Annotated in this window: 20 protein-coding genes; 1 reads left to right on the forward strand and 19 read right to left on the reverse strand. The window is 61.0% G+C overall.

All coding sequences use genetic code 11. The features are described 5' to 3' along the window. Window positions 1–16 precede the first annotated feature (16 nt). The 19 genes from AC1DRJ_RS03390 to AC1DRJ_RS03480 all read right to left on the reverse strand — a co-directional run bounded on the left by AC1DRJ_RS03390 (window position 17) and on the right by AC1DRJ_RS03480 (window position 21626). Window positions 17–436 carry a curli assembly protein CsgF gene (locus tag AC1DRJ_RS03390; RefSeq protein WP_477800829.1) on the reverse strand — a complete coding sequence of 140 codons (420 nt, stop codon included), beginning with the start codon at window positions 434–436 and terminating at the stop codon, window positions 17–19. Further along, on the reverse strand, window positions 433–825 hold the full coding sequence (gene csgE, locus AC1DRJ_RS03395) for a curli production assembly/transport protein CsgE (protein ID WP_477800830.1): 393 nt from the start codon (window positions 823–825) through the stop codon (window positions 433–435). Before csgE ends, AC1DRJ_RS03390 begins: the two co-directional genes overlap by 4 nt. Beyond that, window positions 822–1361 (reverse strand): type II secretion system protein, encoded by a 540-nt coding sequence (locus AC1DRJ_RS03400; protein WP_477800831.1) that lies wholly within the window; start codon window positions 1359–1361, stop codon window positions 822–824. Before AC1DRJ_RS03400 ends, csgE begins: the two co-directional genes overlap by 4 nt. Continuing rightward, window positions 1336–1710, reverse strand: coding sequence for a type II secretion system protein (locus AC1DRJ_RS03405; RefSeq protein ID WP_007943950.1), 375 nt, complete (start codon window positions 1708–1710; stop codon window positions 1336–1338). The genes AC1DRJ_RS03400 and AC1DRJ_RS03405 overlap by 26 nt, the downstream gene beginning before the upstream one ends. A 4-nt stretch (window positions 1711–1714) precedes the next feature. Then, window positions 1715–2188 carry a type II secretion system protein gene (locus AC1DRJ_RS03410; RefSeq protein WP_477800832.1) on the reverse strand — a complete coding sequence of 158 codons (474 nt, stop codon included), beginning with the start codon at window positions 2186–2188 and terminating at the stop codon, window positions 1715–1717. A 2-nt stretch (window positions 2189–2190) separates the two neighbouring features. Further along, the gene (locus AC1DRJ_RS03415; protein ID WP_477800833.1) at window positions 2191–4143 is read right to left on the reverse strand and encodes a secretin N-terminal domain-containing protein; all 1953 of its coding nucleotides are present in this window, start codon (window positions 4141–4143) and stop codon (window positions 2191–2193) included. Beyond that, window positions 4140–4658 (reverse strand): hypothetical protein, encoded by a 519-nt coding sequence (locus tag AC1DRJ_RS03420; RefSeq protein ID WP_477800834.1) that lies wholly within the window; start codon window positions 4656–4658, stop codon window positions 4140–4142. The genes AC1DRJ_RS03415 and AC1DRJ_RS03420 overlap by 4 nt, the downstream gene beginning before the upstream one ends. Further along, window positions 4658–5206: a GspMb/PilO family protein gene (locus AC1DRJ_RS03425; protein ID WP_477800835.1), complete on the reverse strand. Its 549-nt coding sequence runs from the start codon at window positions 5204–5206 to the stop codon at window positions 4658–4660. Before AC1DRJ_RS03425 ends, AC1DRJ_RS03420 begins: the two co-directional genes overlap by 1 nt. After that, entirely contained in the window at window positions 5193–5738 is a 546-nt protein-coding gene (locus tag AC1DRJ_RS03430) for a PilN domain-containing protein (protein ID WP_477800836.1), read from the reverse strand. The genes AC1DRJ_RS03425 and AC1DRJ_RS03430 overlap by 14 nt, the downstream gene beginning before the upstream one ends. Before the next feature lies 1 nt (window position 5739). Continuing rightward, window positions 5740–6543, reverse strand: a complete 804-nt coding sequence (locus AC1DRJ_RS03435; RefSeq protein ID WP_477800837.1) for a hypothetical protein — start codon at window positions 6541–6543, stop codon at window positions 5740–5742. After that, window positions 6524–8230: a GspE/PulE family protein gene (locus tag AC1DRJ_RS03440; protein WP_477800838.1), complete on the reverse strand. Its 1707-nt coding sequence runs from the start codon at window positions 8228–8230 to the stop codon at window positions 6524–6526. Before AC1DRJ_RS03440 ends, AC1DRJ_RS03435 begins: the two co-directional genes overlap by 20 nt. Window positions 8231–8315: 85 nt before the next feature. After that, window positions 8316–8849, reverse strand: coding sequence for a response regulator (locus AC1DRJ_RS03445; RefSeq protein WP_477800839.1), 534 nt, complete (start codon window positions 8847–8849; stop codon window positions 8316–8318). Window positions 8850–9068: 219 nt separating this feature from the next. Next, the gene (locus tag AC1DRJ_RS03450) at window positions 9069–10022 is read right to left on the reverse strand and encodes a peptidylprolyl isomerase (protein ID WP_477800840.1); all 954 of its coding nucleotides are present in this window, start codon (window positions 10020–10022) and stop codon (window positions 9069–9071) included. Window positions 10023–10035: 13 nt separating this feature from the next. Next, window positions 10036–11586: a cytochrome c/ABC transporter substrate-binding protein gene (locus AC1DRJ_RS03455; protein ID WP_477800841.1), complete on the reverse strand. Its 1551-nt coding sequence runs from the start codon at window positions 11584–11586 to the stop codon at window positions 10036–10038. Window positions 11587–11595: 9 nt separating this feature from the next. Further along, window positions 11596–12216 (reverse strand): SCO family protein, encoded by a 621-nt coding sequence (locus AC1DRJ_RS03460; RefSeq protein WP_477800842.1) that lies wholly within the window; start codon window positions 12214–12216, stop codon window positions 11596–11598. After that, on the reverse strand, window positions 12213–12869 hold the full coding sequence (locus tag AC1DRJ_RS03465) for an SCO family protein (RefSeq protein ID WP_477800843.1): 657 nt from the start codon (window positions 12867–12869) through the stop codon (window positions 12213–12215). Before AC1DRJ_RS03465 ends, AC1DRJ_RS03460 begins: the two co-directional genes overlap by 4 nt. A 13-nt stretch (window positions 12870–12882) precedes the next feature. Continuing rightward, entirely contained in the window at window positions 12883–14835 is a 1953-nt protein-coding gene (locus tag AC1DRJ_RS03470; RefSeq protein ID WP_477800844.1) for a YncE family protein, read from the reverse strand. Window positions 14836–14978: 143 nt separating this feature from the next. Beyond that, window positions 14979–20810, reverse strand: coding sequence for a manganese-oxidizing multicopper oxidase MnxG (gene mnxG, locus AC1DRJ_RS03475; RefSeq protein ID WP_477800845.1), 5832 nt, complete (start codon window positions 20808–20810; stop codon window positions 14979–14981). Between the two features lie 207 nt (window positions 20811–21017). After that, window positions 21018–21626: a lytic transglycosylase domain-containing protein gene (locus AC1DRJ_RS03480; protein WP_477800846.1), complete on the reverse strand. Its 609-nt coding sequence runs from the start codon at window positions 21624–21626 to the stop codon at window positions 21018–21020. Between the two features lie 195 nt (window positions 21627–21821). Between AC1DRJ_RS03480 and gspG the strand changes: the two genes are divergently transcribed. After that, window positions 21822–22256: a type II secretion system major pseudopilin GspG gene (gspG, locus tag AC1DRJ_RS03485; protein WP_477800847.1), complete on the forward strand. Its 435-nt coding sequence runs from the start codon at window positions 21822–21824 to the stop codon at window positions 22254–22256. Window positions 22257–22267 lie beyond the last annotated feature (11 nt).

The raw sequence follows: 22267 nt of genomic DNA on the forward strand, positions 1-22267 counted from the left end.
CGACCCAACAGCCCCATTAGGGGTTCAGGCCGTTAACCTGGATTTCCGAAATTTCACCGGTCGCTCGGTCGGTCACTTCAATGGTCAGTGAACCGGAATCGTCGACAACGTTGACAATAAAAGCGTCGGTAGAAAGGCTCCCCGAGTTACCGGAAGAGATGTTGTCCAACACTTGCCCCAGCAAGCGCGATTGAAGCTGACTGGTGAACCGCTCCAGTGCGGAAGTACCGGCCACTGCGGTGCGGTCTTTCAGGTCCGGGTCGTCATAGTCGTTCTGTGCCTGAGCGTTGTTGAGCAGCCAGGTGCCRTTSAACGGGTTGCCRCCGAACGASGGATTRACGGGCGTGTAGACCAACTCTGTGGCTTGGACCAAGCCACCGCTGCCAAGCCCGAGCAATAGAATGCCGGTGCGCTGCCAGAACGTTTTTATTTTCATAGTTCGTCCCTCTCCAGGTCCGTTGTGTCCTGCAATAACGCCTCCAGCTTGCGCTGGACAATTTGCCCGCGAACCCAATCGGCGGCCTGATAGGCGTCGTCTTTGAGGTCCACGGTGTTCGGCGGCAGGAACCGTCGATAAACCAGTCGCTGCTGAAACTCCACGGTCACCAGGCTGCCCCAGCGTGCCGAAGGTCGTTCGCGTACCACCAGGTTGAAATCCATCGGGCTGGTGGCGCGCAGTCGTTCACTGAACGAGTAATAAAAGTCGTGGCCGATGTGCGAGATCGTGTCATCGACAATGAAGCCGAGCATTTCGTCCTCTTCGGCGGCGCTGGCGCAGGACGCCACGCACATCAGGACCAGGGCCGCAAACCAGTGCCGGTTCATGGCGATAGCGCCTGAGGCAGTGCAGACTGGCTTTTCGGCGGGCCCGACGTGCCGTCAAGGAAGGCCTTCTCGGCCACGAACTGCCAGTCTGCATAGCTCGCCATGCCATTGAAGTCCGACCACTGGCTGGGAAAGTCGGCCTGCTTGAGCGGCGTGTCGGTCGAGGGGCTGTTGATGCCCGTGATGCGCCCGTCGAAACCGAGCATCAATGTCCATTCCCCACCGCCAATCGGGTCCGGGTACAGCTGGCGCAAATGATGTTTAGGCGTTGGAAAACGCTCGTCCTGTAGCAGGTCTGCCAGCTCTTTCGGATACTGGGCCAGGCCTGGCGAACTGCGGTAATAGCTGCGCAGTGCCTGAGCGTATTGAGTGCCAACCCACAGCAGCTGACGTTCCCGATCGCGGCGCGAAGCGGTGGACCACAACTCGCCGGCACTGGCCAGGCCCATGCCCATCACCACGATCAAAAACAATACGCCCAGGTAGGTAAACCCCGCCTCGTCGTTGGGCTTACCACTCGGAATAAAGGCTGCCATCACGCGCCCTCCCCGTGGCTCCGCTTTTGATATCGGCCACCCCGCCCGCCACGCCATCCGGTGGCGCGACCAGCACCCAGGTGTCTTTACGCTCGGCAATCGGGTCCATCGGCGCGTTGCGCAGGTAACGCTGCTCGATCAGTTGATCAAGCGAATCGGGGTAACGTCCGGTGTCGCCGTAGTAGTGATCCAGTGCTTCACGCATGGCCGACAGGCTCTGGCGCAGCGTGGTTTCTTTCGAAGTTTCGAGGCTGTTGAAATAGCGTGGCAAAGCGATGGTCATCAACGTCGCGATGATTGCCATGACCACCATCAGTTCCAACAGGGTAAAACCCTTTTCCCGACGCATATGCTCACCACTCCCGGTACGCGATGCCGTTAAGCCCTTTGCCCCGGGCCTTGGAGTAGACGTCAAAGACGTCTTCACCGTCGCGCGGGTTTTGAGCCGTGCTGTCATATGAGCGCAAGCCCCAGCCACCTTCGTCGTCACGCTTGACTGTCGTCAGCGGGTCATGGGGAACGCGGCGCAAAAAATAGAACTTGGCGCCCTTGGCGCTGCGCACATCGCGCACGCCCTCCACCAGGACTTGAAGATTGGGTGGATAACCGCTGCTGTTCAGCGACTTCTCGATATAACCGGCGTCAAAGGCACGTTTGTAGGCGTCAATGGCGTCGCGAATCTGGTACAGCGCCGTGCGCAATTCCTGCTCTTTACCCCGGCGCACGATGGTCTCGGTCAGCGGCGCCGCCATACCGGCCAACAGGCCGATCAGGGACAGCGTCACGACGACTTCGATCAAGGTAAAACCACGTTGCGAGGCGCTCATGATCAAGGCTTCTCAATGGTCACTTGAGTGGTAGTTGCAGCCAATGGCCGACCGCCACTCATTTGGGTGGTTACGCCAGACACTGGTCGACCGCCAGTCACTTGAGTGGTCACGCCAGACACCGGCCGGCCGCCAGTCACTTGGGTGGTCACGCCCGCCACTTGCCGTGCGTTGTGTTCAGCCTCATTCGACGTTTGCATCCCGCGATCCGGTGCCTGGACGTGCATGCTGGTTTCGGTACCGGTCTGGAATTCCATGTCTGAAGGGCTCTGGTAAGGCAGGTTGCGCACGATCCGTGGCGTGATCGACAGCACCAGTTCCGATTTGCCGACGGTGTCCTTGTTGCTGCCGAACAACCGGCCAAGGCCTGGAATGTCACCCAGACCCGGGATCTTGTTACCCGTGCTGCCATGGTCGTTACGCACCAGGCCAGCGAGGATCTGGGTTTCGCCGTCATGCAGGCGCAGTGTGGTCTGGGCATTGCGGGTATCGACCTGAACCGGAATGGTGCCCTGACGGGTCGGTTCCAGCGGCGTGGCGTTACTGACTTCCAGGGCGATCTTGATTGCCACTTCATTGTTCAAGTGCACGATCGGTTGCACTTCGAGCTTCAGACCGACATCGAGGTAGGTAACGCTTTCGGTGATCACCGGCCCTTGAGTCGAAGGCACCGAGGTCGCACTGATAATCGGCACGCGCTGACCAATGTGGATACGCGCCTGCTCACGGTTGGTGACGCGAATCACCGGGCTGGCCAAGGTGTTGATGTCGTTGTCTTGCGCGTTGATTTTGGCTTGCGGCGATGGCGAAATGGAGATCCGGTCGGAGGTGATGCCTTTGAGTTGATCAAGGATGGTCACGGGCGAACCGTCGGTGTTGATTACGCCGAAGGTGTTCGGCCATTGCAGGCCGAGGTCAAGAATCCGTTGACGGGCCACTTCCATCACTTCAACTTCCAGCACCACTTCCGGGTTGGACTGATCCTGTGATTGCAGGAGTTTTTCCGCCATGCGGATGGCGTCTTCGCTGTCGCGCATGGTCAAGGTGTTGAGGCGTTCATCGACAAACACGTCGCGGGTCTTGAGCATGGTTTTGATCATGTTCAGCGCGGTGTTCGCATCGATGCTGGTCAGGTAGAAGGTGCGCATCACCAGCTCCTGGTAATCCTTGAGCTTCTGTGGCGAGTCCGGGTAGATCAGCAAGGTGTTTTCGTTCACCACTTTCTGGTGCAGCTGGTTCTGTTGCAGCAGCAGTTGCACGGCGTCCTCGATACGCACATCGCGCACGAAGATCGTGGCTTTCATGTCCGGACGCAGGTCCTTGTCGAAGATGAAATTCAACCCGGCCACCTGAGACAGCACTTCGAAGATGGTTTTCAGGTTGGCGTCGCGAAATTCCAGGGTGACCGGACGGTCCAGTCGGGTGCGCAGTTGTGGATACGGAATCACGTTGCGGCTCTGCACCAGGCGAATGTTGGCTTGCAGTTCCAGGGCGCCTTCATTCTTGGGGTCGAGTTCGAGGATCTGTTTGACCTGACGGTCGGCCCCGTAAATGTCACCACGACGCAGGTCGCCACGGGCCAGTTCGAGTTTTTCATCCATGCTGCGCAGGTACTGGAGCTGACGCAGGGCGTCCTGGGCGCGGCGGTTGTTCGGTTCGATGTTCAGCACCCGGCCGTAGGCCAGGCGCGCCGAGGCGAAATCCCGTTGTGCACGGTCCATGTCACCTTCGGACAGTAACATTGTCACTGCCAGTGCCCGTCCGCTGGTGAGGGCTATGTGCAGCGAAGTATCGCGAGGGTCTTCGCGCAACCCTTCTTCGATACGCGCCAAGCCGGCTTCGTACTGCCCCGACTCGATCAGCTCGGTCCCTTCCTTGTTCGCGATCTGCGCCGAACTGCACGCGGCCAGCGCTGCAACGATGCAGACGCTCAACAGCAAACGGGATTTGTTCATTGCTCGCTCCCCACAGACAAAGTCTGGGACACATGCAGAGGCAAGTAGACAAAGCTCAGTTCCACATCGGAAATCCGCTCGATCCGCCAGTTGTCGTCGATCACATCCCCTTTGCGTACGACGTATATTTTTTCGCCGCTCTGCAAAAACACTTGCAGGTCGGAGCGGTCATGAAGCTTGCCAATGAACTGGAATGGCATCGGCGGTATGCTGGGGGCTTGGACCACCGGGGTTTGGTTGACGGGTTGTTCGATGACGCTGGCCAGGGTCGGTGCCGGCTTCCAGCTGCGGGAGCCGAACAGGTCGCCGGACGGGCTGAGATCCTTGATCACCGCCGGTTTGCCATTAACCGTTACAGCCGGCAACGCGCCACCGGTTTTTCCTTTGGCCGAGGTGGCCACGGCGATGGCAGAATCCTCACCCTCCTCTGCTTGCTGGAAGTATTGAGTCCCCCAGGTCAGCCCCGCGGCTACGCCGAAGAACGCCACCCAACCCATTACGCGTTTGGTATTCATCATGACCTCGACAGGTAAAGGGTCATGCGGATGCGCCCCGTCAGGTCGGTGTCGACGATCTTTTTACGCTGGAACTCCACGTCTTCCACCACCACCGCCGGCAACTGGCCGAGCAAGGCATGCAGGAAGCGCCGCAGTTGCGGATAGCTGCCGCGCACCGGCAACAGAATCTGATAACGGGCCAGGTGCGTCTTGGGGTCGATGCCCAGTGAGTATTCACCGCGAGACAGGGTGATGCGTTCCTGGGAGGCCAATGCGTAGATCTTGTCGATGGCCACGGTGGCCTGAGGCTGTGACGGCAATTTGCTGCGGAAGTCGTCGAGCTGACGTTGCGGCACCACGGGGGCTGCGACGCTGCCGTCTTCAACCTTGGCCAGGTACTCGCCGGCTTCACGGGTCTGCTGGTTCAACTGTTGCAGCGCTTGCCAGTCCGGCACCAGGCCGCCCAGGCCGTACACCAGGGCTACCAGCAGCAGCGCCATGCCGGCCAGGCCGGGAATACCCAGACCTTGCAGGTATTCGTGGATGATCAATCTAGGGATTTGCATCGCCGATCTCCCAACTGGCCGACAGGTTGAATTGCACCGGGTGTTCCGGCACGTTGGCGACGATTTCGTGGCTGAGCAACGACACGTCGGACAGCTCGTCGCTGGCTTCCAGGCGCTGGTGGAATTCGAGCATGGCTTCCAGATCCCGCGCCTCGGCACTGATGCGCACCTGACCTTTGCGCGCGTCCGGGGTCAGGGTCAGCAAGGCAACGTTTTCGCGCGGCATGGCTTCGAGCATGGCGAACAAGCGCTCCCAAGGCCGGCGCAGTTGCTGGGAAACTTTGCGCATTTCCGCCAGGTTATGCGCCTGCTCGCGGGTTTCGGCCGGGGTCAGTGTGACCTTGCTGCCGTTGTCGCCGGTGAGCGCACGCTGGGCATGCTGCAAATGGCCTTGCTGTTGCGAGGCCTGTTCGTCGAGATGGTGCTGGGCAACCAGACACACCAGCGCCAGTACCATGCCACCACCCAACAAGCTCCAGCCCAATGGGCCGGAACGGCGACGCGGCTGGAAGTCGAGCATCAGCGGGCGCATGTCAGGCCACCGCCCGAGACATGACGTACAAACTGTCGCGTACGGCTGTCTGGTCTTCTTCAAGGGTGCGCAACTGCACACCGGGCACGTCCGGGTGTGAGTCGATGCGCGCCGGGGCATGCAGGTAGAGATTGAAGGGCCGTTCGCTGGTCGAGGCTTGCAGTTGGCTTTCACGGCCGATCAGTGCGGTCAGTGCGGCATCGCTGTCGTTGCTGCCCGCCGAACGCACCGCCACCCAACGCCCTTCCCGCGCCAGCAGCAACACACTGCGCACCGGCTCGGCCACCACAAACAGAAAGTCGTCACCGTCAAAGCTCTTTTCAAAGTGGTTGAACGCGGCCATCAGGTACGGCTGCACCGAACGCAAGCGCAGGCCGCGACCGCTGGCCAGGCTGCGCAGGCGCGTCAACAAGTCTTGCGGCAGCGCCGTGGCGATCCGGTCGTAACCCGCAGGCTCGGCCGACAGCACGATGCACCAGGGTTGAGCCGGTACACCGTAAAGGTCTTCGAAGCACAGTTGGGCGAACCCGAGCAATTCGTCGGGGGTGCTGATTGCTTCGCTCCAGGGCACCAGGCAGAAACGACTGAAGTGACCGGAAACCACCACACTCAACTCCGCACCGGCAGGCGCATGTTCACCCAGCAGACGATCGAGGGTTTCGAGGGCGACGGCCCAGGCATGGAAGCCTTCGTCGATAAAGCCGACGCTGCCCAGCCACAGGGTTTCACTGCCCTTGCGCTGGCCCAGGCCGACACCACTGGCGCCGAGGACGGCGACATAACGTTCACGAGACAAAAGTGACACGATTGATCTCCTCGAGCGTGGTACGCCCCTGCTGCACCAGTTCCAGGGCCGACTCGCGCAGCAAGCGCAAGCCACGTTTGCAGGCGTGGGCCTTGATCTTCGAAATGGGTTGGCGCTCGACAATCATTTGCCGCAACTCATCGTCCAGGTGCAGCAGTTCGGCGATCGCACTGCGTCCGCGATAGCCCGTGCCCCGGCAGTGACCGCAACCCTTGCCATGCACAAAGTGGTAATGCCCGACTTCTTTTGGATCGAGGCCCGACGCCTGCAACTCGTCATCGGTGGGGATGACCGTTTCACTGCAACTGGCACAAACCAGGCGGATCAAGCGCTGCGCCAGTACCGCGTTGAGGGCTGACACCAGGCTGTAGGGGTCGATTTCCATTTGGGTGAAACGACCGATCACGTCGAACACGTTGTTGGCGTGGATGGTGGTGAACACCAGGTGCCCGGTGAGTGCCGATTGCACAGCGATTTGTGCAGTGTCCGGGTCGCGGATTTCACCGACCATGATCTTGTCCGGGTCATGGCGCAGGATCGAGCGCAGACCACGGGCGAAGGTAAGGCCTTTCTTTTCATTGACCGGGATTTGCAGCACGCCCGGCAGTTGATACTCCACCGGGTCTTCAATGGTGATGATCTTGTCCACGCCGTGGTTGATCTCGGTGATCATCGCGTACAGCGTGGTGGTTTTGCCGCTACCGGTCGGCCCGGTCACCAGGACCATGCCGTAAGGTTCGGCCGCCAGGCGCCGCAGCTGGCGCAGGGTTTCCTCTTCGAAGCCCAGCGCCTGCAATTGCACGCCGCTGACCTTGTCGGCCAGATCCTGTTTGTCGAGGACCCGCAGCACCGCGTCTTCACCGAAAATGCTCGGCATGATCGATACCCGAAAGTCGATCTGCCGACCGCTGATACCAATCTTGAAGCGACCGTCCTGAGGCACGCGTTTTTCGCCGATGTCGAGTTCGGCCATGACCTTGACCCGGGAAATGACCTGCTCGGCGAATTCGCTGCCCTGGATTTTACTGATGTTGTTCAGTACGCCATCGATCCGGTACTTGATCACCAGGCCGCCACCGGTGGTGCCCAGGTGGATGTCACTGGCGTGCATTTTCAAGGCATCGTAGAGGGTTGAGTTGACCAGTTTGACGACGACGCTGGCGTCTTCGCTGATGCTGGTCAGGGACAGGCTTTGCAGGTTATCGATTTCGACGCCGGTATCGGATTGGGCGTTGAGCGACTCCACCGCGTGGAAGCTCTCTTCGTGACGCGCCAGATAAGCCTTGAGGTCGTCGGCATGCACCAGGTACAGCGGCGCACCGTGCAGGCAGTCGTCGATCCAGGCCAGGCGCGCCGTATCGAAGGGGTCGGCAAACACGCCAATGACCGCATCGTCGTGACGCAGCAGCATGAATTCGCGCTTGAGGCATTGGGCCAGGGTGACCCGGTCGAATACCGGGATGGCCTTGAACAGGCTGTCGGTGTCGAGCACCGGATAATGCAGGGTGGTGCCAAGGCACTGGATGAAGGGCATCGGGGCCAGTTCGCACAACACCCCAAGGGCTTCCAGTACCCGCTCGCCGGAACTGGTGGCGCGGGCCCGGGCCTGGGCTAATTGCTCACTGGTAAAACGCGACGGTACACAGTCCAACAACGCCGGTTCGACGGCAAGGGATAGACGGTCCATGAAATGCTCTCCAACACCCGGGGCTTTTAAGCCCTGTCGGCGCGGCGAGTCATTGCGGCGGTGCCGGAACGTCTTGTCGCGCCAATTACTCCCCGGTGAGCAGTTGTTCGTCGTCTGGCGCCATGGAGGCCGATGTCTTGCGTCGGCGATCCACAAGCACCCAACTACCGTCGTACAACTGCAGCGGGAAACTCTCAGTCCTGCTCTGGCGTCGTTCGACGAATCCTTCGGAAGTGCTCACGCCTGTTTTGGGTTCGCGCTTCATCCCTAAAAGGTCACAAACTGCACGGGCCAATTCCGCCAAAGGAAACGGTTTGAACAGGATATGGCTGACTCCCAGTTGCCGGGCCCGCTCACACACTTCAGCGGTTGGGTGCCCGGTAATCAGCACAAAGTGACACTTCCTGTTTTGGCGGACGGCATCGAGCACCTCAAAGCCTTCCATATCGGGCAAGCGGTAATCGAACACCATCACATCGGGTGCAAATCTTTCGGCTTCGCCGATCGCCTTCGCACCGTCGTTCGCTACCAGGACTTCCAGCCCTTGCGCCGCCAGATACTCCTGGAGGTTTTGTGCAAGCAGCTGTTCGTCTTCAACAACCAGTATTCTGTTCAACAAGGTCGACTCCTTGTAACCACAGGTACGATTTCCGTGCCCCGGGAGTACGCGCCTTAATTAGGCTAACGCACACTTCATGCCAGACTGAGAGCCGGTTTTTGACCGACACATCTCTTTGATTTCCAAGATAAAACTTTTTCGCTCACGAACACAGTCCCCCAAAGACGGGGAACGGTCAGGATTTGCCATGATGCTTGCCCCACAATTGGGGGACAAGCGTTAATCAGCATCCATCCGTTCAATTCGATTATTTGATCGAAGCTGCGCCAAGACTTGCAGGCGAGCTTGAGCCTGTTGCTGTCGGGCGAGATAAGCCCGGACCATCTCAAGCCCCTGCACTTCTGGGACATCGACCGCCTCCGAGTGGTTCTGCAAATAAATCAAATGCCAGCCTATTGGCGTGCGCACCGGTTCACTGACCGCCCCCGGCGCCAGGGCAAACGCCACTGCTTCGAACTCCGGCATCATTCGCCCACGAGAAAACGAGCCCAGATCCCCGCCTTGSCTGGCAGTCGAGTCTTCGGAGCCGGCCCGGGCAACGCTGGCAAAGTCCTCACCCTGACTGATTTTGACACGCATTTCTGTTAAGCGTAGTCGGGCTGCTTCAACTGTGGTGGCATCGGCGCCCTGGGGCACCTTGATCAGGATGTGCCGGGCTTGGACTTCTTCGGGTCTGCTCATGTCAGCGCGGTGTTCTTCGTAAAACGCCCGGACCTGTTTTTCATCCGGCTTGCCCACCTGGATAAGGTCAGCGAAGACTTGCTGGGCCGCCAGCTCGCGGCGGGTGTACTCGGTAAAGCTGGCTTCATCGAAACCGGCGTCTTCAAGCCGGCGGGCAAACACTTCGGGGCCACCGATCGCTTGCCGGGTCTGGGCAACCTGGCTTTGCACGTCGGCATCGCTGATCACCACGCCGCGCTTGACCGCTTCCTGCCACAACAATTCCTTGTCGATCAACGCATCCAGCGCCTTCTGACGCAGTTGCTTGTAGGCCTTGGGGTTACGAATGTTGCCCACCGCCCGGCCCTGATCTTCGAGGAATTCGGCAAAATAACGTTCCAGGCGAAACTCGGAAATTTCTTCGCCATTGACCCGTGCGGCGGCCGGCCCGTTGTTGCAGAACGCCACCGGGGCCCACAGTGTCAGCAGCATCAGCGCAATATTGAGTTTCATGTTCGGCCTCCGGTCAAGGCATGACAGCAAGGGGTTTGTAGGGGGCAACCAGGAAGAAACGCTGGTCGGGCAGGTCCACCGTGACGACATGCGCGCCACTCAAGCCCAAGCGTCGACCCGGGCCAAAGCTGATAAGCGGGGTCAGCCCGGTATCGAAATCGTGCAGGCCTTCCAGGGCACCGATGAGTTTGTCGCGGCTGGCGTCGCGCCCGGCCTGCTTCATGCCTTCGCTCAAAAGTTGCATCGAACTGTAGGCGCCGACTTGCAGCAACGAATGCTGACCGCCAAGCCCCTGCTTTTCGCGCAATTGCGTGAGCGCCAGGCGTCCGGCCAGTGTCCAGTCGCTCGGTACGAAGGGGTAGGCCAAAAACAACCGACGGGAAAATCCACTGGGCACTCGCAACACGTCACCGCCCACCTGATTCGACGCGGCGAACAGGTAAGGCACCTGCCCCGCCGTTTGCAAACGTTCGGCCAAACGACTGAAGCCGCTGCTGCTGCCCAGGTAAAACACCGACCGCGAGCCCAGTGGCAGTTCGTCTTTTGCCTCGTCGTAGGCTTGCAGGCGCACCTGTTGCCAGGCGTTATCTTGCAGGTACTGACTAAGGTTTTGCGCGGCCAGCCGTTGGCCCGGCTCGTCCGGATAGGTAATCAGCGTCGGCCCCTGCAGCACACGCAAACTGGCGGCGGCGTAGTTGGCCAGGGCGATCAGCTGTTCGCGCAGCCCCGGCAATGGTTCAAAGATTTGCCGACTGCCCTGCGCCGAGCCCTGCAACGAAAGCGGCCCGATCAGCGGAATCCGCGCCTGTTCCAGACGCGCCGGCAGGTCCGCATCCAGTGCCGGTGCCAGCGGTGCAATCAGGGCGAACACTTGCTCGCGCTCGATCAATTGGTCCAGCGCCCACTCGGCGCTGGCCCGGTCCAGACCAGGGTCGAGAATGGTCAGGCGCAATTGCCGGCCATGAATGCCGCCCGCCGCATTAATTCGCGCCACGCTGCCCTTGAGCACCGCTGCGACTGTGGCGCCCTCGTCGGCCAAGGGTCCCTGACTTGGCAACAACGTGCCCAGGTGCAAACTGTCGTCGGTCAAACCGGGGTCGCGGTCTTCGGCCACACGCTTGAGATAGGCCGAGAGGTTGCGTTGATCTTTCATCGACAGCACGAACCGCGGCATCGCCGGGTCGAGGCGATTGTTGGCGGAGTCGCGACCTTGCGCTATGGCACGGGCCAGCGTGCCCTCGGTGTAAGCCGGATAATTGCGGCCGTTGATTTGTTTCTGCCCATAGCGGCTGGAGAGGCGCGACCAACTGACATCAGGGGGGCGCACCCCGCCTTCCGGTCGCCCCTGACCGTCAGCGCCATGGCAGTTGGCGCACGGCAAACTGGTGGCCGGCAGCAGCATATCGGCAGCGCCGACCCGTGCCATGACCGGTTCACCGCTCTCGGCCACCCCTTCGCGATACAGGCGTTTGCCCGCACTTTCGCTGGGGGTCAACGTTAACGCCTGGGCGGCAAAAGGAATGCCGCCAAGGAGTAACAGGCCGAGGACGAGGGACGTTTTCATGACACGCACTCAACCACCGGCCACGGGCATGGTCAGCAACTGCAAGCGCTGGGCAATGGCGGCAGCCGGGGCATCGGGGCGGATTTTGCTCCAGCGTTTGTTCGCCACATCACCGACGATCAACTGCGTCGAATGCTGTTCGGGGGTCGGCACGACTTGGCCGATACGCCCCAGGACAAGGTCCATTTGCGCCTTGTCGCCGGTAAGAAAAAGCCAGTGGGGGCCATCGACGCCCTGCTTCAAGGTATAGGCCTTGAGTACCGCCGGTGTATCACGCAGCGGATCACTGGTAAGGGAGATAAAGGTAATGCCATCCGCCTTGTCGCCCAGCAACTCACGCACTTCCTTGAGCTTGCGGGTGATCAGCGGGCAAGCATCATCGCAGCTGGTGAAAATCACATTCATCAGTACCACGCGGTTTTGCAGCGCGTCACTGTAGAAGCGCAAGGTCTCGCCGTTCTGATCCTGCAACGGCGTATCGGTGAACCAGGTTTGTGCGTCGTGCGTGCCGGTCGCCGGTTGCGCGGCAGCCACCGTCGGCGCGGCTTCTTCGTGCCCTTCGTGGGCAAGCGCCGTCAAGCTGGACAGGCCAAGGCACATCGACATGAGGGTCAAGGCGAGCGTTCTCATGGCTGTTGCTCCATGGCAATGGCGGTGTGTTTAGCGTGGGCATTGCGCTGGCCGCTGAGTTTCTCGACTTCACGGGTCAGCACGGTCGGGTCGGTGAAACCGTAGTAGCGGGTCCAGTGACGGCTGTTGCCGTCGCCGACGAGGATCAACGGCTGGTGGTTTTTGATATCACCACTGAACGAGCCCAGGCCTTTGAGGGTTTCAGTGATCGACTGCGAACTGCCCGTCAGCCAGCTCCAGCCCGGACCTTTCTGGAAGTTGCTGGCGTAGTCGTTCAGGCGTTTGGCGTCGTCGCGCTGCGGGTCGACGCTGATCGACACCAGCTGCACCTCGCCGCCGACCCGCGCACCGAGTTGCTTTTGCACCTTGCCCATGATCGAGGACACCACCGGGCACACCGTGGTGCAACTGGTGTAGATGAAGCTCATGACCACGATTTTGTTGCTGACCAGGTCCTTTTCAAGGCGCACCGGTTTGCCGTTCTGGTCCACCAGCGCCACGTCGGCGAACTTGACCTGGGCACTCTCGGAGCTGGCGCTTTTGGCCGGCATGTCGTGCCCGGCGTGCTCATCCGCCGAGTGCGCCAGGGCTTGACCCATAGCGGCAGTCAACAGGCAGAACGTCAGCAATCCACGATGTGCGAAACGGTTCATGTCGGTGTCCTCTTCAGTTCGTAACGCCGGGCAGAACCCGCACGCTGGCAAAAGTCTTATCGTCAAAATTCGCACCCAGCGACGCCGCACGGACGTGCAAGTACCACGCGCCGTTCTGGTCCAGGGTCACCGGGGCTTCATAGATGCCGTTGCCCACGTCGAGGGCGGCAACTTCCTGAACCCGAGAAGTCGGGGCGAGGAAGTAGCGCACTTGAACATCCTTGACCCCGCTGCGCTGGACCTTCTGCTTGCCCTCGACGATGCGAAAGCGCACCACGTAAGGGCTGCCGATGGCGGTCGTTGCCTTGTCGAGCATGAACTCCACTTTGGGCACGCCAGCGTGTTGGGCGAGTTGTTTGTCGGGCTCAACCAAGGCCGTGAAGCAATGGATGATGTTCGGTTGATTGAGCAGAAACGCCACGTCGAAACGCCCCGCCGAGGGCAATTTGATCCGCGCGCTGTACAGCCCCGGTTCGACCTCGCGCAAGCTGCGATCGATGACCATCGCCGCCCGTGCCACTTGCCCGCGATTCGGGTAACCGGACATCGGCGCATTCATGCCTTCGGCGTAGAAATAGGTGGTGTTGTCGACCGGATTGACCACAAACACCGCATTGTCGTCCCGCGACACCGCCAGGCTCGACGCCAGCGGCAGATCACCGGCCATCCTTGGCGGCTGCGGCCCGGCTTCGAAACCCTGGCTGATCGGCGTGCGCCCCTGGCCCAGCGACGACAGGTTGATCATCGTGACTTTTGCCGATGCCAGTCCGCGTACATAGGCATACGCTTTGGTAAACACCACTTGGTACGGTTCGGCGGACACGTCCAGTTCATGGATCAGCGAGTCGGTGGCGGCGTCGATTATCGAGGCCTGGTTCTCCAGTGTGTTGAGCACGATGCCGAAACGGCCGTCAGCGCTGAATCCCATGGGCCCAAGGCCCTGCTTCACCTTGATCACCCGGCGCACCGCCAGGCTGGCGCTGTCGACCACGGTCACGGTGCCGTCTTTACCATCAGCGACATACACCGCCTGGGACAGCGGCGAGTACGCCACCGACAGCGGGTGCGAACCGGTCTTGAGTTGTTTGCTCACAGTCAGGCTGGCGATGTCGATGATGCTCAATGTGCCGTCGTCGCGGTTGGTGACGAAGGCAAACCGGCTGTCCTTGCTGAATGCGATTTCGTGATGCCCGGCCCCGGTGGCCAGGTGTTTGAGGGTTTTCAGGCTATGGGTGTCGATCACCGTGACGCCGGACTCTTCGGCATTCGACGCATTGTTGCCGACCCACAGCAGACGCTCATCCGGTTGCAGGGCCACGCGCACCGGGTTGCTGCCGGCTGCCACCGACTCCAGCAACTTGAATTGCTCGCTGTCGATCACGGCCACTTCCCCCGCCGTCGGCATCGACACAAACACCCGTTTGTTGTCCTTCGGGGTCACCCAATCCATCGGCGGTTGTTTGAGGTCGATCCGTGCCATGGTGCTGGTAATCCCCCCCACCGACACCGATGGATCGACCACCGAAACACTGGCGTCGCGATTCATCACCAGCAGGAAGTAGCTGTTCAGGTCCAGCAACGGCCGCGCGCCAATGCTGGATTTGAGGAACACCCCAACCCGCGACTTGCAGCTTTGCTCGCGGCCCTGGGCCTTGTCGGCGGCGACGGTTTCGGGGTCGAGCCAGGCGCCGGGATTGACGCCCGACAACGGCTGGCCCGAGGCACTGTCGTTGACCCGGAACTGCACGTCGGCAAACTCACCTTCGCGCAGCACGCCGTCCCCGGCTAATGGCTTGACCTCAAGCGCCACCGAAATACCGTCACGGGAGAGATTCTGGCTACTCCAGGTGTCCGGCAGGGCGACCTTGCTCAAATTGTTGGTCGGCGCGGTGCGCCACACGCCAAGGCTGATCAGCGCAGCCCCGACAACCAGTGCACAACCGGCGATTTTGATAGTCCTGTTCATCGCTCTATACCCTCTTGATTCTGTACCTGCCGCGCATCCCTTGTGGGAGCGAGCCTGCTCGCGATAGCGTCATTTGCCTCACCCCATGACACCGAGGTGACTTCATCGCGAGCAGGCTCGCTCCCACAGCCCCCTCTCCCGGCCTACGGCGCCGGTGCCGGTTCAGGTTCGTTGGTCACCCGCAGCAAACCCCAAAGCCCTGCGGTGTTGCCGTACGCCCCGTAATCTCGGAACAGGTAGTCGCCCGGAATCGCATTGGCGCCCCCGGCGCTCGGGTGCATGGAACTGAAGTGCGCCGCTGGCAGGATGCTTTCACGAGCGCCGATGTACATCGACATCGGGTTGTAGCCGAACCGCACCGAACCCACGCCAGGCGTCCACATCGGATAACCGCCGGTGTCGCTCTTCTCCGCCAGGAACGGGTTGACCGACCAGACGTGACCGTCAAGCTGGAAGGTCGAACCACGGCTGCCACCGGTTGGCATCATGATGTGGGTGCGGAAAGGTTGCCCCGGTTTGACATACAGCACCGGTGTCTGCGGATCGCCCCCCACCAACGCGTTGCTGTAAGCCATGTGCGCGTTGGGCACGTCGCCGTAACCGTAACCGCCGGCGTGACCGAATGGTGCGTCCGGTGGCAGGCCGAAGCGGAACCACAACGGCTCGGTCTTGTAGTTGATGGCCATGCTGGAGTTGTCCTGTGGATCGGTCGGCACCCCCAGGCCTTCAGCTGCAATGCCTTCCACCGGCCGGCCATTGGCCCAGCGAATGTTCAACGCCTTCTGCCAGACCATCGCAAAGTCGCGGTAAATGGTCTGCCCTGGCGCGGTGACCGTGGCATTGGTTTTGCGCGCGTCCTCAACCCAAGTGGCGCCGACCGGCAGGATGCTCATCGCACCACCGAGGCCTTTTTGTGGCTGCTTGATCACGTCCGCCGGGGTGAAATTCAACCCGCCGAACTCCACCGCCGTGGCGTTGATGTTGTCCACACTGCGGCCCAGTTGGGTGATCGGTTTGCCTTCACGCTCCAAGTGCCCGGCGTAGTACTGATAAGTACGCGTCGGGTACGCACCGCTGTTGCCAACGCGAGGCGGTACGGTCTGGATCGGGTTGGCGCCGACGTTAGTACCGTCGGATTTGGTGATGTCGTATGCCAGCAGTTGCGCATGCAAGCCAACGTGGCTGGACGGCCGCATCAGGTTGTTGCTGAAGGTGGTCGCGCCCTGCCCGTTATTGCGATCACGTTTGACCATGCCTTGCATCACCGCTGTCTGGGTCAAGTCGGGCATAACCACTGGCAAGCGGTTTTCCAGGGTGATGTTGATGCAGTCACCCGCCGCTGCACGCAGCACCAGTGGTTCGACAGGCACACCGGGTTTCAGCTTGCCGGTGGCTGGGTCGAGATCGGCTTTGCGCACATACAGAATCGCGGTCGGATCATGCAGCGGCCCACTCTGCCCGCCGATGGTGAAGGTCTCGCCATCTTCAGGATCGGTCACGGTGACCTGAGGAATGTTCACCGTCCTGGAGTTGTAAACCAGGGTGCCACCCGCCGGGTTCAACGGCCCGCCGACATGCTGACCGATCCCCGCCGGATCCGCGATGGACAGGTTCAGCGGATTGCCAAGAATGTCGTTGGCCAGTGCCGCGACCACTTCATAGTTGCGTTGCACGGTAGGCCGGGTGCCGATGCCGTTCGGGTTGGCGCTGATCCGTGGGCAGGAACCATCGAAGGCCACGGTGTTGCGCATACCGGCCGGTTTCGGGTTGTTCGGCAGCGCGAACAGGTCATTGCGTTGCGCGGTGTAGTTGCGCATCACACCCCAGATACCGCTCCAGTAACCTTCCAGGGACGCATCCATCGAGTACAGATAATCCCCGGTGGTTGCCGCCGAACTGGACAGCATCGAGACCGGCGCAATGAAGCCCATCTGCTCGGAGATCCCGATCATTTGCGACGCGCGCCAGCCGGAGTTGGAGCTGTTGCCGAAACCGGAACCGCTTTGCAGCCATTTCACGCCGTGCAGGGTCACGTTGTGTTCTTCTTCGTGACCACCGGCATGCACCCGCAGCCGCACATTGTCACCGGTGTAGGTACGCAGCATTGGGGTGAACGGGTCACCCGGTTCGGCACCACCACGGTTGATGTGTGGCGGGAACAACGTGGTCCCGCCGGTTGGGCCGGTGGCGGCAGTGATCTGGTTTGGCGCCAGGTTCATCGCCGGGATCGCCCGATCGGTACGGCTTTGCATGGCGTAGGAAAGGTCGCCGCCGAGGCCATCAGCCTGCATGCCGCGCTTGCCATCCGGCCCGACCTTGTTCGGGTCGTACACCCGCAAGGCCAGCGGTTCGTTGCGGTAATTGACCACGAACATGCCCGGGTCATCGACCGAGATGGCTTGTGGGCAAGGCCGGCTTGGGCAGCCCGGAACCATCCCTCCCTGTACCTCGACTACACCTTCCAACAGGTTGCTGGCGTTGTTGCGCACCGGCGGGTTGATCGCGTAGCGGAAGCTGTCGGCGGTGGCAGGGAAGGCCTGCGCATCCGGCACGCCATTGGGGCCGGCGCCGACGTACACACCCGCTTCATAAGCGTGTTGGAAGTCGCTGTATTCGAGGAAGAACTCACGGAAGCTGTCGTTCTTGCCGTCGCCGTCCAGGTCACCGGTCGACACCACCGCTTGCCACGAGGTCGGCCCGCCGTCCTGCCGCGCGCCGCTGTACAACGGCTCGCCGGTTTCGGCGTGGAACCATGTGGAACCGGCTGGTTCTGCCAACACGGTGGCGTACAGACCAATCTGTTGGTGCGTCGATGGGCCTAAGTGGTCGTGGGTGAAAATGGTCCCCAGGCCACGGTCGACACCTTTGCTGTTGACCACCGGATCGACAAACCAGCGCTGCATCGCCGTGCGTGCGCCCACCCAGTCAGCCCGGCCATATTGACCAAAGAACGGATGCGCCTTGGCCACCGGGCAGGCCGGTGTGCCGTCACGCGGGTCGGTGCCTTCGCACTGGTTGTACAGGCGAATCGCGTGGATGCGCTCTTGCACGGCACCGGGGGAAAGCACGCCGTCTTCATAGTTCCAGCCGTTGGCCGAACCGTCAGCGGCGGTCAGGTCCCATTTAGGCAGGTGAATGTGCTGGCCGATCACGTCGGTCGGTGTGCGCACTTGATAGTCGTCCATCTCGTAGATGGCCGGCACCAGGTTGGTTTGCTGGTACTGCACGCAATCGAAGGTGTTCATGCGCATCACCAGAGGCTCTGGCGGACGCTGTTTGGTGATTACCGGCCAGGCGTCTTCCCACAGCGCCAGAATGCGCGCTTGCGGGAAGTGGTAGCCGACCTTGTTGTACACCGCATCAAACTGGATGTTGGCCGCTTTGTAGATGCGTGGACGGTCGGCGGTGAAGGTCGACGAACCGGTGAACGACAGGCCATCGATGCGCTCGCCGCTGTTGAACTCGCCGGTGCCAGCACTGGCGGTCAGGCGTTTTTGCCGATCGTCCATGCATGGTTCGTAGTACGGCGCACCCGCCATCGGCAAGGCGCCGTTGGTGCGGAAGTTGCGCGCCACCACTTGATTGCCCGGCAGTACTGCGTAGCTCGCGTGTTCTTTTTTGGCGTGGAAGGCCATGGCCGCCTGTTCGACTTCGGTGCCCTCTTCAGGCATGTAAATCGGTTTGGCCCGGGTCACTTCCTTGGAGAAGTCCAGCGAAGTGGTCACGGTGTGCGCCTCACCACCCGAGGAGAAACCATCCAGTGAGTGCCGCCCCAAACCGCCGTCCCAACCACCGGACTGCGCCGGGTCGAGGTTGGCCCACAAGGCATTGCCGCTGGTTTTCAGGGATTGCGCCTTGGCGGCGTCGAGCATGTCCAGCGGTGGGGTTGGCGGACGTTGGCCGACCGAGGTTTCCATACCGCCGATCCAGAACGGATAACCAGGGTTTTTCAGGCTGCCGTCGGCATTGCGGTTGGCTTCGCTGCGGTCCACCAGGGCCAGGGAACCAATGGCTTGAGCACCACCGCTGCCGCCATGATGTCCGCCGTCGTCATCGCCCTCCTCTTCGTCATCGTCATCGCCCTGACTGGCCACCAGGGTTTCGCTGATTTTCGGCACGACCGCCACTTTGCCCGGCATCGGCGCCATGGCTTTGCCCGGCAGCGGCACTACTGCAGGAATCGGCGTACCGGCAATGATCTCGCCATCAGGCAAGGCCCGCGCGCCTGCCGCCGGTTTACCGCTGCGCAGGGCGTAAGGTTCGCTGTGATAGCCGTCGTCCCCTTGTTGCGAGACTTCGAGTCTGGTGCCCTCTTCAAACACATCGTGCACTCGCCACATGGCCCACATGCCTTGGGCAAAGTGCGGGTAGAAGTGGCAGTGATAGATCGCATCGCCCGCCACGCGGTTGCGGTTGCCCGAACCACCGTTGGCGATTTCATAGGTGTAACCGGCGCCCGGACCAATGCCCTGAGCGTCTACATAGTCGGAGTTATCGTCGTTGGGGTTGTACAGCCATTGATGGCCATGCAAGTGAAAGATGTGTTGCTCGTGACCGTTGTGGGTGTTGCGGAATTTGACGAAGTCACCGATGTAGCTGTGGTTGACGTTCGAAGGCTCGGACGGGTACAGCGCCATGGTCGCCTTGACCCCGATCTGGTCGGCGCGTGGCGTTTGACCTGGAAGAATGTTTTCCAGGCCGACGTTGGCCGGTACGTCCACCAGCATCGCCACGTCCCCCACGGTGTGGGAGCTGAGGAAGAATTCTTCATAGGCGCAGGACAGGCAATCGTGCATCGGCCCGACGCCCAGACGGTTGGCCACCACTTCGGCGCCCATACCGCCGGAGCCGTAGTTGATCATGAACGAGTCACGAGTCGGTTCCAGCACGTGGGCCATCACCGGGTCTGCCCAATAGGCAGGGAATGCCTGGGTCGCGGCAACTTCATCCTGGAACTGCGAGGCGAAATCACGGAACGGTTCCAGCCGGTTTGGCAGCGCCGGGTTGCGTTTTCCCATGGATTCCAGCGCGTAGGTCGAGGGCGGGAAGCTGCCGTCGGCGTTGCTGCCCATCACGATCGCGTCGCTCTCGCTGGAAATGATTTCATTGCCGTCGACCATGCTGATGATCGGCGTGCCAGCCTTGCCTTCCCGGATCCACGGCTCGCGCTGCGGGTAGCGCGCCTGGTAATCGACAATCGGCTGGCCGGCCGGGGTACGGCCAGCGCTGGCAAGGCGCATTTCTTCCTCGGTTACGGTGTTGCGATAAGTGCGCCCACCCTTGGGCACCACCACCACTTCGCCAAACAGGCCGTTGGCCACGTTACCCGCGTCGCCTTCACCACCAAAGGTGGCGCCACGACTACTCGCGGCAAACGCGCCTTCGCGCTCGGCGTACAAGGTGTAGGAACGGGTGGCGCCTGGCGGGATCAGTGAGTTGGCGTTGCGCCCGGTAAAGGAGGCGATGTCGTCAATGCTGTTGACCGCTTGCAGGCCGTTGACCTGAAAGCCGACGTGACGGTCGGTGACTTGCTCATCGACCTTGAATTGGTCGGTATTGCCGGCTTCTACCTGCTCTTCACCCTCGACCTCGGTGCCCTCGTGTTTGCCGGGGTTGGCTTGATACGCCAGCAAGTTTTGCAGGTTGATCGTCAGGCAATCACCGGCGGCCACCCGCAGTACCAGCGGACGCGGACGCTTGTCGGGCCGCAGCGAGACTTTGCCTGGCACCGCCGACCCGCCCTGGGCCAAAGACATATTGTTGTCATCGACCACGTCGCGGCGCAGGGCGAACATCATGCCGTTTGCGTTCTGCGCACCGAGGCGGTTGAACATCAGCGGCTGATCCAGCGCCACGACGTTCGCCACCAGATTGCGCTCGCAACGCGCGGCAGCTTCGGCCAGCTCGATGCCGAACATCGACGCCACCAACAGCAGCAGATTAAACAAAGACGGAGCGTTAGGTATGCCGGTCATGGTCACGGGGCCTCGCGATGGGTGCTCACAGGAATTATTCTCGACAAATGCGGTACAGCAATCGCCATGCCAAATATAATTTTGTAGTTTTTCAACGAGTTAGGCGTTCGACTTAATAAGCCGGGGGGACATTCCCCACCAATTCCCCACTTTTCTGCCGGGGGCAATCTTTCCCCACTATTGGGGGTTGTCGGCACACCGTTTCGATTACAACGGCGCATCCGCAGCCAAGCCCTGCAAGCGCCGGTATTGGCGTAAAACATCGGGCACGTAACGTTGGGTTTCGGCGAACGGCGGAATCACCCCGCCACGGCTGAGTACTGCTTGCGGCCCGGCGTTGTAGGCCGCCACCGCGAGGGCAATGTCGTTGTCAAACAGGGTCAACAGACGCTTGAGGTACTTGGCGCCGCCCTGGATATTGGCCTTGGGATCGTAGACATCCTTGACGCCCATCTCCCGCGCGGTGTCGGGCATCAATTGCATCAGCCCGCCAGCGCCCTTGGGGGACCGTGCATCGGCGTTGTAACGGGACTCGGCGCGGATGACCGCATGCAACAGCGCCGCCGGCACTTCATTGTCCGTGGCAGCCGCCGCGACCAGCTCGGCATAGGGTTGCGCGGCGATCATCTGGGGCTGCTGATCGAGGCTGACGACCGCCGCAGTGGGCTCGTGAATGACCCGTTCATAGGTGCGGCCGGGACGGTGGACATTGGACAGTACATAGCTGCCCTTGGCGTCTACGGAAATGAAGACATCGGCCTGTGCAGCGCTGCTCAGTAGCAAACATCCGAGTAATCCAGTGGTGAGTATTCTCATTTTTCTTCCTCCCCTGGCCGGCCCCGAAAAATGGGGGTTATGCCCCAATGACCGATCGTGTAACAGCCATACGCAAGCTCTGTGCCGTAAGCGCAAAGGCCCATGGCACGGGGAGTCCAGAAGATTGCCCAAGGCTGAGCATGGCAATTGCATAAGCCTTTGTTGCGACCCTTCTGCCGATTGTGTGAGGTCATCATGAATCAACGTCTGTGTTGTGCCCGGCGTACTCAACGCGGGTTCACCCTGCTCGAACTGTTGGTGGTGCTGGTGGTGCTGGGGCTGTTGGCCGGTATCGTCGCGCCGAAGTATTTCGCCCAACTGGGCCGTTCTGAAGTCAAAGTCGCCAAGGCGCAAATCGAAGGCCTGGGCAAGGCGCTGGATCTGTATCGCCTGGAGGTCGGCCATTACCCGTCGACCGAACAGGGTCTACAGGCACTGGTCACCGCGCCAAGCGATGAAACCCACTGGACTGGCCCTTACTTGCAGAAAAAATTGCCTCAGGACCCATGGGGCCGTAACTACAACTACCGCTATCCCGGCGAAAACGGCGAGTACGACTTGCTGTCCATGGGCAAGGACGGGCAACCCGGCGGCGAAGGCGAAAACGCCGAAGTCACCAGCTGGCAATGACGGGGGAAGAC

The organism is Pseudomonas sp. P5_B2 (assembly GCF_056400445.1).

What these genes read in the sequence shown, in the direction of transcription:
- AC1DRJ_RS03465 (WP_477800843.1), bottom strand. Translation starts at nt 12,869, where the DNA reads ATGAACCGTTTCGCACATCGTGGATTGCTGACGTTCTGCCTGTTGACT.
- gspG (WP_477800847.1), top strand. Translation starts at nt 21,822, where the DNA reads ATGAATCAACGTCTGTGTTGTGCCCGGCGTACTCAACGCGGGTTCACC.
- AC1DRJ_RS03470 (WP_477800844.1), bottom strand. Translation starts at nt 14,835, where the DNA reads ATGAACAGGACTATCAAAATCGCCGGTTGTGCACTGGTTGTCGGGGCT.
- AC1DRJ_RS03405 (WP_007943950.1), bottom strand. Translation starts at nt 1,710, where the DNA reads ATGCGTCGGGAAAAGGGTTTTACCCTGTTGGAACTGATGGTGGTCATG.
- AC1DRJ_RS03460 (WP_477800842.1), bottom strand. Translation starts at nt 12,216, where the DNA reads ATGAGAACGCTCGCCTTGACCCTCATGTCGATGTGCCTTGGCCTGTCC.
- mnxG (WP_477800845.1), bottom strand. Translation starts at nt 20,810, where the DNA reads ATGACCGGCATACCTAACGCTCCGTCTTTGTTTAATCTGCTGCTGTTG.
- AC1DRJ_RS03480 (WP_477800846.1), bottom strand. Translation starts at nt 21,626, where the DNA reads ATGAGAATACTCACCACTGGATTACTCGGATGTTTGCTACTGAGCAGC.
- AC1DRJ_RS03400 (WP_477800831.1), bottom strand. Translation starts at nt 1,361, where the DNA reads ATGGCAGCCTTTATTCCGAGTGGTAAGCCCAACGACGAGGCGGGGTTT.
- AC1DRJ_RS03410 (WP_477800832.1), bottom strand. Translation starts at nt 2,188, where the DNA reads ATGAGCGCCTCGCAACGTGGTTTTACCTTGATCGAAGTCGTCGTGACG.
- AC1DRJ_RS03440 (WP_477800838.1), bottom strand. Translation starts at nt 8,230, where the DNA reads ATGGACCGTCTATCCCTTGCCGTCGAACCGGCGTTGTTGGACTGTGTA.
- AC1DRJ_RS03455 (WP_477800841.1), bottom strand. Translation starts at nt 11,586, where the DNA reads ATGAAAACGTCCCTCGTCCTCGGCCTGTTACTCCTTGGCGGCATTCCT.
- AC1DRJ_RS03425 (WP_477800835.1), bottom strand. Translation starts at nt 5,206, where the DNA reads ATGCAAATCCCTAGATTGATCATCCACGAATACCTGCAAGGTCTGGGT.
- AC1DRJ_RS03415 (WP_477800833.1), bottom strand. Translation starts at nt 4,143, where the DNA reads ATGAACAAATCCCGTTTGCTGTTGAGCGTCTGCATCGTTGCAGCGCTG.
- AC1DRJ_RS03430 (WP_477800836.1), bottom strand. Translation starts at nt 5,738, where the DNA reads ATGCGCCCGCTGATGCTCGACTTCCAGCCGCGTCGCCGTTCCGGCCCA.
- AC1DRJ_RS03420 (WP_477800834.1), bottom strand. Translation starts at nt 4,658, where the DNA reads ATGAATACCAAACGCGTAATGGGTTGGGTGGCGTTCTTCGGCGTAGCC.
- csgE (WP_477800830.1), bottom strand. Translation starts at nt 825, where the DNA reads ATGAACCGGCACTGGTTTGCGGCCCTGGTCCTGATGTGCGTGGCGTCC.